The following is a 12244-nucleotide window of genomic DNA, read 5'->3' on the forward strand; positions in this document are numbered from 1 at the left end:
TTTAATCACCCCGATACTGGAAAAAGGCGCAGGAACAGCGTTTGGTTGATTTATCGCAGAAGTTGGTTGATTTCGTCCGCAACATGAGCGATTTCTTCTCAAAGTTGGTTGATTCTGCGCACAACTTGGTTGATTCCGTCCCCCAGGCCACCTGTTCGCCCTAAAAAGAGTAACTGCAAGCGACACTTTTAACCACCCCGATACCGGAAAAAGGCGCAGGAACAGCGTTTGGTTGATTTATCGCAGAAGTTGGTTGATTTCGTCCGCAACGTGAGCGATATCTCCTCAAAGTTGGTTGATTCTGCGCACAACTTGAGTGATAACCTTCCCGATGTGAGTGATTCCGCCCCCCAGGCCGCCCGATTACCCTTGAAAGAGTACCTGCAAGCGACACTTTTAACCACCCCGATACCGGAAAGAGGCGCAGGGACGGCGTTTGGTTGATTTATCGCAGAAGTTGGTTGATTTCTTCCGCAAGATGAGCGATTTCTCCCCAAAGTTGGTTGATTCTGCGCATAACTTGAGTGATAACCTTCCCGATGTGAGTGAATCCGCCCCCCAGGCCACCCGATTACCCTTAAAAGAGTACCTGCAAGCGACGCTTTTAACCACCCCGATACCGGAAAAAGGCGCAGGAACGCCGTTTGGTTGATTTATCGAAGAAGTTGGTTGATTTCTTCCGCAAGATGAGCGATTTCTCCCCAAAGTTGGCTGATTCTGCGCCTAACTTGGTTGATAACGCCCCCGGTGTGAGTGAATCCGCCCCCCAACTCAGTTGTTTACTAGAAAAAAAGAAGCCCCATTAGGACTTCAGGAGTAAATCTCAGGTTTGGTGATTTTTCTTAGCTGGTGGACAAAGTATTTATAGTTTGGATCGCTTGTTTCTGTTCGTATCATGGACCTTTCACATTCCGTGCAGATAAATGAAGTGTACAGATGTAAGCCTGCTGCCTTTGTTTGACCGCATACCACACAGTTTTCCCCGTATTGCTTGTTTTCAAGTTTGTAGTCCATTTTCCTCCACCTCCATACACTTATTCTGCCCGGCAAAATTCTTTTTATACTAATATTTCGAATAGTCGCGGCCAGAGTTTACTTGATTCCTATTGTATGTGAACCAGCGTCCATCATTGTATGTCTATCGAAAAATGATTGATCATACAGGCTTCGGACTAAACGAAGTAAAAATAAGTTAGATTTAAAAGCCACTTGTCATGGGATCCCTATGCCGGCTTGAGGCAAATTTGGTAAAATAGACAGGTATCAATTTTATACCGGGAAGAATGGTGAACGTATTGGATCAAAAAAGAACACCATTATACGACTGCATTGTAAAGCATGCAGCAGGGGCTCCGGTTTCATTCCATGTGCCAGGCCATAAATATGGTGAAATTATTCCTGATAGAGCCCAGAAGTATTTCAGGGAGTTGCTCAAGATGGATGCAACCGAACTGACAGGATTGGATGATCTCCATTCGCCAGAAGGACCTATCCTGGAAGCGCAGGGACTCCTAAAAAGGCTCTACGGGACGGAGCAAAGCTATTTCCTTGTGAATGGGTCTACGGCGGGGAATCTTGCAATGATCCTTGCGACTGTAAAGGAAAATGATATTGTGCTTGTTCAACGTAATTCACATAAATCGATTATGAATGGGATTAGAATGGCAAAAGCGCATCCGGTCTTTTTGAGTCCGGAAACGCAGCATGGGGGAACGGTGGCTGGAGGAGTAGCACTGCAGACGGTGGAAGCCGCTCTGGAGAAATATCCTGAAGCGAAAGCCATTATCCTCACCTATCCGAACTATTATGGAATGGTAAATGATCTTGGTGCCATCGTCACGACCGCGCATGCACGAAAAATACCAGTGCTTGTCGATGAAGCACACGGCGTACATTTCACGCTGGGTCAGCCTTTTCCGGCATCTGCCGTTAGCCTTGGTGCCGATTGCATTGTGCAGTCAGCACATAAAACGCTGCCCGCAATGACAATGGGTGCCTACCTTCATATTACCAGTAAGAGAATTTCAATAACGGCAGTCGAGTCATGGCTTCAAACGCTGCAGTCGAGCAGTCCATCCTATCCTATTATGGCATCGCTCGACCTTGCAAGGAGTTATTTAGGGACTTATACTCAGAGAGACTTAGAGGAACTGATTCAAAGGATCAGCAAGTTTCGAATGGAAGCTGCCGATGTGAAAGGACTCGAAGTTCTTCCGCTTGATGGCGGTGATCCCTTGAAGCTGACGATTAAGCCAAACGGTGGACAGTCTGGGTATGAATTGCAAGCACGGCTTGAGGAAGAAGGCATATATGGCGAGCTCGCCGATCCTTATCATGTCCTTCTCGTCCTTCCGCTTTTGAAAAAAGAAAATCGATGGAGATTTGCGGAAGCAATCGAGAAAATACGTGCTGCCGCTACAAAGCTAAATCCAGCAAGCAAGGTGCAGCAGCTACAGCCATTTCAGCAAAAACCGTTTATTTCCATGGCTATTCCGTATCAAGAAATGGAAGAGATGGAGAAAACAGCAGTGGCTCTAGAAGAAGCAGAGGGAGAGGTTTGCGCCGAAATGGTCATTCCCTACCCGCCGGGTATACCGCTTCTCATGCCGGGTATAAGAATAGGAAGGGAAGAGCTTGCCCAGCTTCGTCTTCTGCTGGATAACGGTGCGAAAATCCAGGGAGGGAGCCTTCTAGGAAAAGGATTGCTTACTATTTTTAAATGATGCAGAGCTTTGGAGGTTTTTACATGAAAAAAGGTTATTTCATTTCCGTAGAAGGTCCCGAGGGAGCAGGGAAAACAACGATTATCACCATGCTTGCCGAACGGTTTTCCGAGGAAGGAAAAGAAGTTGTTTTCACGAGGGAACCTGGTGGCATTGATATATCGGAACAAATTCGAAGTGTCATCCTGAATAAGGATAACACGAAGATGGACGCGCGAACGGAAGCGCTTCTCTATGCAGCAGCTAGAAGACAGCATCTTGTTGAGAAGGTCATTCCTGCACTTAGCGATGGCAAAATAGTTCTTTGTGATCGATTCATCGATAGTTCACTTGCCTACCAAGGATATGCAAGAGGCTTAGGCATTGAGGAAGTGTATTCTATTAATAAGTTTGCAATTGAAGATACGATGCCGGATTTGACGCTTTATTTTGATCTCGATCCCGCAGTAGGACTGGAGAGAATCAACAAACACAGCGGACGCGAGGTCAATCGGCTCGATTTAGAGCATCTTGATTTTCACACAAGAGTGAGGGAAGGATACCTTCTGCTTGCGGACAGGTTTTCTTCAAGAATCACTGTTATAGACGCCTTGCGGCCGATTGGAGACGTACTGGAAGACGCGGTGAAAGTGATGGAAGCTTTCCTGAAAAAAATGGTGCCTTAAAGCCCTGCCTTTAAGGCTTTTTTACAACAATATGGAAGTCGGTGGAAGTTGCTGTTTTAGCGCTGTGTGACCAATCAATAGCTGTTATAATAGAATTAATAACAAACGGTATTATTAAAAAATGGAGGGGGAAATGGAATGAAATTGATCATGGCAGTCGTTCAGGATCAGGATTCAAACCGTCTGTCCAATGCGCTTGTTGATCATAATTTCCGCGCAACCAAATTGGCAAGCACAGGGGGATTCTTGAAGTCGGGGAATACTACGTTCATTATTGGGGTGGAGGATGTCAGAGTCGAAAAGGCTCTGCAGATTATTCGGGACAGCTGTAAGTCTAGAGAACAGCTTGTTGCACCGGTATCTCCTATGGGGGGAAATGCCGATTCTTATGTCCCATACCCTGTGGAAGTGGAAGTTGGCGGTGCAACCGTGTTTGTCCTTCCTGTTGAGCAATTTCACCAATTTTAACAGTTAGGAATGTGGAAGGATGAAAATTAACAAGGATATCCGGCTTGGGATGGGCAATGTCAGGCAGGAACAAAAACAGTTGCCTGCTGGTGGAATGAAGTTCCATGAACTTGTCCAACGGCAGGAGCATAAAATGCAGGTAACGCAAATCCAGCAGCTTTTGGGGGCAATTAATGCTGCTGGAGAAAGGCTTGCCAAGTCTCGCAATTTTCGAGATATGGCTAAATTCAAAGCGCTTGTGAAGCAGTTTGTCCAGGAAACAGTTGATTTCGGCATGGAGTTGAATCAGTCGCATAGCTGGAACCAGTTTGGCGAGGGAAGACCGCTAAAGACGGTCAGAACGATTGATGACAAACTGGTAGAACTTGCCGAAGCCCTTCTTGGAAAAGAAGCGGAAACGATTGATATTTTAGATAAAATTGGCGAGATTAAAGGACTTCTTATCAATTTATATACATGAAATGCAGGAAACTGCCACATTTTACGAATGTTAGAGAGTGATGGGTTTGGCTAGGACATGGGATGAAATGGAACGGGTGCAGCCCGCGGCGTTGAAGATGGTGAAGAACAGCATATTAAAAGGCAGGGTTGCCCATGCGTATTTGCTGGAAGGAAGCAGGGGGACAGGTAAAAGGGAGATTGGTCTCCTTATGGCAAAGAGCATGTTCTGTCTAACGCTTGTGGACGGCTATAAACCATGCGAAGTTTGCTTGAACTGCAAAAGAATCAGCCATGGAAATCATCCTGATATCCATTTGGTCGAGCCGGATGGGCTTTCCATCAAAAAGGGGCAAATTCAGCTTTTGCAGGAGGAATTTGCCAAAACGGGTGTTGAGTCGCAAAAGAAGCTATACACGATTGTCCATGCAGACAAGATGACAGTCAACGCAGCAAACAGCCTTCTGAAATTTCTCGAAGAGCCGTATCCTGGAACGATGGCCATCCTTATTACAGAGCAGCTTCAGCAAATCCTGCCGACCATCCTCTCCAGGTGTCAGGTAATCCCGATGCGGCCACTTTCACCGGAGCTTCTGGAGAAAAAGTTAGAGGCAGCGGGCATCGATGCAAATAAAGCGAGATTGGTGGCACAATTGACGAACAATCTGGAAGAAGCGTTGGAATGGAGCCGTGATGATTGGTTTGCACAAGCCCAAAAAATAGTGGTAGAATTATATGAAGTGCTGAAAAAAAGTCCGCTCGAAGCGATGACAATGCTTCAAGAGGATTGGTTCGGACACTTTAAGGAAAAAGGGCAAATTGATCGTGGTTTGGATCTATTACTTCTTTTTTTGAAAGATTTACTATATATCCAGCTTGGCACAACAGAGAAAATTGTCAATTTGGGTGAACGCTCGCGGCTCGAACAGCACGCGCTGCAGACATCCGGACGGCGTCTAACCGGACAAATGGCAGCGATCCTCGATTCAAAAAGGAAACTGCAGGCCAATATGAATCCCCAGCTACTGATGGAAGAGCTGGTGCTAAAAATGCAGGAGGGATCTTCATTTGTATGATGTAGTAGGTATCCGCTTCAAAAAAGCGGGGAAGATATATTACTTTGATCCTGCAGATCTCCCAATCGAAAAAGATGATTTCGTAATTGTGGAAACAGTGAGGGGCGTCGAATACGGACGCGCTGTCACAAGCCGCAAAAAGGTGGGCGAGAATGACGTTGTTCTTCCGCTTAAAAAAGTCGTCAGGATTGCGGATCACAAGGATCGTCTCATTGTGGAGGAAAATAAGGCAGCTGCACAGGAAGCTTATAAGATCTGCCTTGAAAAAGTGAACGAGCATCGGCTGGAAATGAAGCTTGTCGATGTAGAATATACGTTTGACCGCAACAAAGTCATCTTTTATTTTACTGCGGATGGAAGGGTCGATTTTCGCGAACTCGTTAAGGACTTGGCTTCGATTTTCCGGACAAGGATTGAGCTTAGGCAAATTGGCGTAAGGGATGAAGCCAAGATGCTCGGCGGGATAGGACCGTGTGGCAGAATGCTTTGCTGCTCGACGTTCTTGGGAGATTTCGATCCGGTTTCGATTAAGATGGCCAAAGACCAGAATCTGTCTCTTAATCCTACGAAGATTTCCGGACTTTGCGGACGGCTCATGTGCTGCTTGAAATACGAAAACGATGAGTATGAGACAGCCAAGGAGCAGCTTCCGGATATCGGCGAAATAATCGCAACTCCAAACGGTCCTGGTAAAGTTGTGGGGCTGAACATTTTGGAACGGATTATGCAGGTTGAAATGACGGGCCAGGAGCGAGTGCTGGAATACACGCTTGAAGAAGTGCTGAAAGAAGGCGCCGTTTCGATACAATCATCCACGGATTAATGAGGTGGAAAAGGTGGATAAAAAGGAAATTTTCGACTCAGTCAGCAATATGGAATCGCAAATTGGCAACTTGTATCGACAACTAGGCGAATTCAAAGAGCACTTAGCAGAGATTTTGGAAGAGAATAATACGTTAAAAATTGAAAATGAACATTTAAGACGCCGTCTGGAACAAACTGCAGAAGTGAAAGATGGAAAAAGCAAGACGAGGAGCGGGAAAGGAAAAGCAAAAGGCAAGAGCCCTGTAGACATTGGGGAAGGATATGATAATCTTGCCCGCCTGTACCAGGAAGGCTTCCACATTTGCAACCTTCATTTCGGCAGTCCAAGAAAAGAAGGGGATTGCCTGTTTTGTTTGTCTTTTCTCAATAAAAAGTAAAACGAAGCCTTCCCCAAATAGGGGAGGCTATTTTTCCATTTTCGGAGGTAGTACATGGTCAACCTGAAAGATGATGAAAGGCTCGATTGCCTGTTAGCGGAAAACCTGAGGATTATTCAGAGCCCCTCCGTGTTTGCTTTTTCGCTTGACGCCGTGCTGCTATCAAAGTTTGTGTATGTTCCGATTCAAAAAGGCAGTCTCATCGACCTTTGCAGCGGGAACGGTGTCATTCCTCTATTTCTTAGCACGAGGACTAAAGGGACAATCACAGGTGTGGAGATTCAGGAACGGCTCTATGATATGGCAAAACGGAGCATTTCCTACAACGGACTGGAAGGACAAATCAACATGGTCAATGGCGACATCAGGAATTTGCCGAGGGAACTAGGCCATAGCAAATATGATGTGGTTACATGCAATCCGCCATACTTCCCTACACCGCAAAAAAAGGAACAGAACGAGAATGAGCACCTCGCAATTGCCAGGCATGAAATTCTCTGCACCCTTGATGATGCAGTAAAGGCATCAAGCCAGCTCGCTAAGCAGGGCGGAAAGGTTGCATTTGTGCACAGGCCAGGACGCTTGATTGACATTATTGAAACAATGAGGAAATACAGGATAGAACCGAAGCGCATCCAGTTTGTCTACCCAAAGACAGGAAAGGAAGCGAATACCCTCTTGATAGAAGGCATCAAGGATGGAAAACCCGACTTGAAGATACTCAATCCACTTGTTGTATATAAAGAAAACGATGAGTATACGGATGAAATGAAGGAAATCCTGTATGAGTGAAGCCGAGCAGAAGCATTATTTCTACGTGCTCCTTTGCCGTGACCGCAGTCTGTATGCTGGCTATACGAATGATCTCCCAAGACGCCTGAAACTACATAATGAAGGCAAGGGAGCGAAATATACAAGAGGGCGAGGACCTGTGACCCTTTTATACAGCAAAGAGTATGAAGATAAGAGTGAAGCGATGAAGGCAGAATATGCTTTTAAACAGCTCACCCGGAAAAAGAAAGAGGACTTTTTAATGAAAGAGACGGAGGGCCAATATGCAGCAGCAAAAGAGCTTTGAGCGCGAACAAGAAAAAGGGATACTTTATCTTGTACCCACGCCGATTGGAAACCTTGAAGATATGAGCTATAGGGCTGTAAGGCTTTTGAAGGAAGTAGATTTAATCGCTGCCGAAGATACAAGGAATACAAAAAAGCTCTGCAATTATTTCGAAATTTCCACACATGTTGCGAGTTACCACGAGCATAACAAGGAAACAAGCGGCGAGAAAATCATCGAACGCATTCGGCAGGGTGAAAAAGTTGCGCTCGTCAGCGATGCAGGAATGCCGACAATTTCTGACCCTGGTTATGAACTAGTTGTAGCAGCAATAAAGGAAGGACTGACGGTTGTACCCCTGCCTGGTGCGAATGCAGCTCTTACTGCCTTGATTGCCTCGGGAATAAAGACTCAGCCTTTTTTCTTCTACGGCTTTCTTCAGCGCGGCAAGAAGGAAAAGCGGAAGGAGCTTAATATCTTAGCAAAACAGGAAGCAACATTGATTTTTTATGAGGCTCCTCACAGGCTGAAGGAAACGCTGGTTTTGATGGAAGAAGCGTTTGGACAGAGAAAGATTGTGTTATGCCGGGAATTGACGAAAAAGTTCGAGGAATTTATCCGGGGTACGATTGCGGAAGCAAGGAGCTGGGCGGAGGCAGGAGAAGCTAGGGGTGAATTTGTTTTAATCGTGGAAGGAGCCAGTCCTCAGCAGCAGGATGAAGAAGAAAACTGGTGGAAAGAAATGACACTAAAAGGGCATGTCGAACATTATATAGTGACGGAAAGTCTGCCATCAAAGGAAGCCATTAAGAAGGCAGCGAAGGACAGAAATATGAATAAACGGGATGTTTACCAAGCGTACCACGTAGAATAGAAAAAAGCTTCTCCCATACGGGGGAAGCTTTCACTATATTATTATGATTACTTTGCAGGTTCGAAAGAATTTTGAATCTCTTGTAGAAGCTGCTCTGCGCCTTCACGGCTCAGGATCAGTTTACCGCCTGCAAGTGTGATGTTGTCATCAGAAACTTCGCCAGTGATGTGGCAAGTCATGTTAGGCTTGTACTTTTTCAGGATGATTTTGTCATCATCCACATAGATTTCAAGGGCGTCCTTTTCAGCGATACCCAAAGTCCTTCTCAATTCGATTGGAATTACCACGCGGCCAAGCTCGTCAACTTTACGTACGATACCAGTAGATTTCATATTATCATTCTCCTCCCATGGGTGTTTTGCATCATTCGTCATATTTCGACATTTATTTTTATATTTTTAATAATACCAGCCATTCCCATATACGTCAATAATTTTATTTTCTTTTTTTTAAAAAATTTTTAAGGTTGGCTAAAACCTTGATATTACAAGGGTTGATACGGTTTTTTTTTCAACTCGCAAGGCAATATCAGGTAATTTACTGGAAAAACATTTTTGCGCTGAAAGGATTATTCAAGACCCGAAATATTTATCGACAAGAATCTACAGATTTTTGTCGAAGGAGGAATTTCACTTTGTAAAGTTGCGTTATTTAGCATTATTAGGTATATTTTGAGGATAATGAAGTATTGATATTTCAGTGTTTTCGGCTGCTTAACAGCAGTCGGTGCCATAATAAGGAGGAAAGCATGATGGAGGAAAAGTTGAAAACCTTTTATCTCACCACACCAATTTATTATCCCAGCGGCAACCTGCACATCGGCCATGCCTACACGACAGTAGCAGGCGATGCAATGGCTAGGTATAAAAGACTTCGTGGGTATGATGTCATGTATTTGACTGGAACGGATGAGCATGGTCAAAAGATTCAACGAAACGCAGAGAAAAAAGGTGTGACGCCACAGCAGTATGTAGATGAAATTGTAGGGGGAATCCAGGAGCTTTGGAAAAAGCTCGACATTTCCTATGATGATTTTATCCGCACGACGGAAGATAGGCATAAAGCTATCGTCCAGAAAATATTTGCCCGCCTGTTGGAACAGGGAGATATTTACCTTGATCAATATGAAGGCTGGTACTGTACGCCATGTGAGTCCTTTTATACTGACCGCCAGCTCAAGGATGACAATTGTCCTGACTGCGGTCGTTCTGTAGAACTTGTCAAGGAGGAATCGTACTTCTTCAGGATGAGCAAGTATGCAGACAGGCTTCTTCAGTTCTATGAAGAGAATCCTGAGTTTATCCAACCGGAATCTAGAAAAAATGAGATGATTAACAACTTTATTAAGCCAGGATTAGAGGATCTCGCTGTTTCCCGCACTACTTTTGATTGGGGAATCAAGGTGCCGGGAGATCCGAAGCATGTCATCTATGTTTGGATTGATGCATTGTCAAACTATATCACAGCGCTTGGCTATGGAACGGAGGACGATTCAAAGTATTTGAATTACTGGCCTGCGGATGTCCATATCGTTGGAAAAGAAATCGTCCGTTTTCATACGATTTACTGGCCGATTATGCTGATGGCCCTCGACCTGCCGTTGCCGAAAAAGGTATTTGCACACGGCTGGCTTTTGATGAAGGACGGAAAGATGTCCAAGTCGAAAGGAAATGTTGTTGATCCAGTTATGCTCATCGACCGCTACGGTCTTGATGCGCTTCGCTATTACTTGCTTCGCGAAGTACCGTTCGGTTCAGATGGTGTTTTCACACCTGAAGGCTTCGTGGAGAGAATCAACTTTGACCTTGCCAATGACCTTGGCAACCTTCTGAATCGAACCGTTGCGATGATCAACAAGTATTGTGGAGGAGAAATTCCGAAATACAAAGGATCTGAAGGCGAGTTTGAACATTTGCTTCTTGAAATGAACAAACAAACGGCAGAAAAGTATGAAGAAGCGATGGAGAAAATGGAGTTCTCAATTGCCATTTCTTCCATTTGGCAGCTTGTCAGCCGGACCAATAAGTACATTGATGAAAAGCAGCCGTGGGTGTTGGTAAAATCGGAGGACATGAAAGAAGAACTCGATAACGTAATGGTCCATCTCGCGGAGTCGCTGCGCCGCATTGCGATTCTGCTTCGTCCATTCTTGACTAGGACACCGGAAAAAATTTTTAGTCAGCTTAACATCACGGATGAAAAGCTAAAGGGATGGGAAGGTCTTGAAACCTTCGGAATGATTCCAGAAGGCATAAAAGTCCATCAAGGGGAGCCAATATTCCCTCGTCTGGAAATCGAAGAGGAAGTAGCCTACATCAAGGAGCAGATGCAAGGAACGCTCCCGGTGAAAGAAGAAAAACCTGAGTCATTGCCGGAAATCACCATCGATGACTTTATGAAAGTGGAGCTTAGGGTTGCGGAAGTCATGGAAGCTGAGCCGGTGAAGAAAACTGACAAACTGCTGAAGCTTCAGCTGAACCTCGGGTACGAAAAGCGCCAAGTCGTTTCAGGGATTGCCCAGCATTACAAACCGGAAGAACTCATCGGCAAACGTGTTATTTGCGTTACCAATTTGAAGTCTGTAAAGCTAAGAGGCGAACTGTCACAAGGCATGATTCTCGCGGGTTCGAAGGATGGAAAATTGGCAATGGCATCAGTGGCGGAATCGCTTCCGCTTGGCGCAAGGGTCAAATAAGCTTAAAAAGATATCAAGCGATACAGCATAGAAATGTTTCACGTGTAACAATAGCGGGTAACATTTCTATGTTTTTCTTTATAGGTCCATGTACCCGGTTCGGTGTCTGATCAGCCGAATAGTTGCTGGTATTCCTCCTATCCGGTTACACTCGAGGGGCAGGATCACCTCTGCAATGGGGAGTTTGCAGGAAAAACGACATAAAAAGATAGAACCGTAAGAACTATATAGTAAAGCATAAAGGAGCAGTGAAAAATGCTTTTTGATACACACGTCCATTTAAATGCAGATCAATTCCATGAAGACTTAACAGAAGTGATTGACAGGGCGAGAGACGAAGGAATTGAATATATGGTAGTTGTGGGATTTGACCGGCCGACGATTAAAAAAGCAATCAGCCTAGCAGAGGAATATGATTTCTTATATGCAAGTGTTGGCTGGCATCCTGTAGATGCGGTGGATATGAAAGAGGAAGACTTAGAGTGGCTAAGGGAGCTTTCTGCCCATCCAAAAGTTGTGGCGCTAGGAGAAATGGGTCTTGACTATTATTGGGACAAGTCTCCGAAAGAGATCCAGCAAGAGGTTTTCCGCAAGCAGATTAGACTTGCTAAAGAAGTTGGCCTTCCGATCATCATTCATAATCGCGAAGCAACTTCCGATATCGTTGAAATCCTTAGAGAAGAAAAGGCTTCAGAGGTTGGCGGAATCATGCACTGTTTCAGCGGCAGCCCAGAAACAGCAGTGCAATGTCTGGAAATGAACTTTTACATTTCCCTCGGAGGTCCAGTCACATTTAAAAATGCTAAAAAACCGAAGGAAGTTGCCGAAATAGTACCGCTTGATAAGCTGCTAATCGAGACGGATTGTCCGTACCTTGCTCCACATCCTTACAGGGGAAAAAGAAATGAACCTGCATATGTGAAGCTTGTTGCAGAGCAAATTGCACAAATAAAGGGTCTATCTTTCGAAGAGGTAGCAGAGGAAACAACGAGAAATGCGAAAAAAGTTTTCGGCATAAATTGATAAAGGATGCTGTCGATTTATCA

Annotated in this window: 15 protein-coding genes; 13 read left to right on the forward strand and 2 right to left on the reverse strand. The window is 44.9% G+C overall.

Annotated elements, in window-relative coordinates; translation table 11 throughout:
- The first annotated feature begins 436 nt into the window (after window positions 1-436).
- Window positions 437-652, forward strand: coding sequence for a hypothetical protein (locus tag BQ5796_RS02280; RefSeq protein ID WP_071458786.1), 216 nt, complete (start codon window positions 437-439; stop codon window positions 650-652).
- Window positions 653-810: 158 nt separating this feature from the next.
- On the opposite strand, the gene BQ5796_RS02285 is transcribed toward BQ5796_RS02280, so the two are convergent.
- Window positions 811-1014 (reverse strand): sigma factor G inhibitor Gin, encoded by a 204-nt coding sequence (locus BQ5796_RS02285; RefSeq protein ID WP_071458787.1) that lies wholly within the window; start codon window positions 1012-1014, stop codon window positions 811-813.
- A 281-nt stretch (window positions 1015-1295) separates the two neighbouring features.
- On the opposite strand from BQ5796_RS02285, the gene BQ5796_RS02290 reads away from it, so the two are divergent.
- The 10 genes from BQ5796_RS02290 (at window position 1296) to rsmI (ending at window position 8503) form a co-directional block, all read left to right on the forward strand.
- Window positions 1296-2723 (forward strand): aminotransferase class I/II-fold pyridoxal phosphate-dependent enzyme, encoded by a 1428-nt coding sequence (locus BQ5796_RS02290; RefSeq protein ID WP_071461112.1) that lies wholly within the window; start codon window positions 1296-1298, stop codon window positions 2721-2723.
- A 23-nt stretch (window positions 2724-2746) separates the two neighbouring features.
- Window positions 2747-3388 carry a dTMP kinase gene (gene tmk, locus BQ5796_RS02295; RefSeq protein WP_071458788.1) on the forward strand — a complete coding sequence of 214 codons (642 nt, stop codon included), beginning with the start codon at window positions 2747-2749 and terminating at the stop codon, window positions 3386-3388.
- 138 nt (window positions 3389-3526) lie between these two features.
- The gene (locus BQ5796_RS02300) at window positions 3527-3856 is read left to right on the forward strand and encodes a cyclic-di-AMP receptor (RefSeq protein ID WP_071458789.1); all 330 of its coding nucleotides are present in this window, start codon (window positions 3527-3529) and stop codon (window positions 3854-3856) included.
- Between the two features lie 19 nt (window positions 3857-3875).
- A complete protein-coding gene (locus BQ5796_RS02305; protein WP_071458790.1) occupies window positions 3876-4316 on the forward strand; it encodes a YaaR family protein in 441 nt (146 codons plus the stop codon).
- A gap of 46 nt (window positions 4317-4362) precedes the next feature.
- Entirely contained in the window at window positions 4363-5370 is a 1008-nt protein-coding gene (holB, locus tag BQ5796_RS02310; protein WP_071458791.1) for a DNA polymerase III subunit delta', read from the forward strand.
- Window positions 5363-6193: a PSP1 domain-containing protein gene (locus BQ5796_RS02315; RefSeq protein WP_071458792.1), complete on the forward strand. Its 831-nt coding sequence runs from the start codon at window positions 5363-5365 to the stop codon at window positions 6191-6193. Before holB ends, BQ5796_RS02315 begins: the two co-directional genes overlap by 8 nt.
- Window positions 6194-6206: 13 nt before the next feature.
- Window positions 6207-6572 carry a DNA replication initiation control protein YabA gene (gene yabA, locus BQ5796_RS02320; RefSeq protein ID WP_071458793.1) on the forward strand — a complete coding sequence of 122 codons (366 nt, stop codon included), beginning with the start codon at window positions 6207-6209 and terminating at the stop codon, window positions 6570-6572.
- A gap of 54 nt (window positions 6573-6626) precedes the next feature.
- Window positions 6627-7364 (forward strand): tRNA1(Val) (adenine(37)-N6)-methyltransferase, encoded by a 738-nt coding sequence (locus tag BQ5796_RS02325; RefSeq protein ID WP_071458794.1) that lies wholly within the window; start codon window positions 6627-6629, stop codon window positions 7362-7364.
- Complete coding sequence (locus BQ5796_RS02330; RefSeq protein WP_071458795.1) at window positions 7357-7650, forward strand: GIY-YIG nuclease family protein; 294 nt, start codon at window positions 7357-7359, stop codon at window positions 7648-7650. The genes BQ5796_RS02325 and BQ5796_RS02330 overlap by 8 nt, the downstream gene beginning before the upstream one ends.
- Window positions 7628-8503, forward strand: a complete 876-nt coding sequence (gene rsmI / locus BQ5796_RS02335) for a 16S rRNA (cytidine(1402)-2'-O)-methyltransferase (protein ID WP_071458796.1) — start codon at window positions 7628-7630, stop codon at window positions 8501-8503. Before BQ5796_RS02330 ends, rsmI begins: the two co-directional genes overlap by 23 nt.
- A 47-nt stretch (window positions 8504-8550) precedes the next feature.
- Here the strand turns inward: rsmI and abrB are convergent, their stop codons facing one another.
- The gene (gene abrB / locus BQ5796_RS02340; RefSeq protein WP_071458797.1) at window positions 8551-8835 is read right to left on the reverse strand and encodes a transition state genes transcriptional regulator AbrB; all 285 of its coding nucleotides are present in this window, start codon (window positions 8833-8835) and stop codon (window positions 8551-8553) included.
- Window positions 8836-9251: 416 nt separating this feature from the next.
- On the opposite strand from abrB, the gene metG reads away from it, so the two are divergent.
- Complete coding sequence (gene metG / locus BQ5796_RS02345; protein ID WP_346190270.1) at window positions 9252-11198, forward strand: methionine--tRNA ligase; 1947 nt, start codon at window positions 9252-9254, stop codon at window positions 11196-11198.
- Window positions 11199-11453: 255 nt separating this feature from the next.
- Window positions 11454-12221, forward strand: coding sequence for a TatD family hydrolase (locus tag BQ5796_RS02350; RefSeq protein WP_071458799.1), 768 nt, complete (start codon window positions 11454-11456; stop codon window positions 12219-12221).
- Window positions 12222-12244: the final 23 nt, after the last annotated feature.

Origin of the sequence: Bacillus massilinigeriensis, from assembly GCF_900111815.1 — a bacterium.
In the GTDB taxonomy this organism is placed as follows: Bacteria; Bacillota; Bacilli; order Bacillales; family Cytobacillaceae; genus Mesobacillus_C; species Mesobacillus_C mediterraneensis.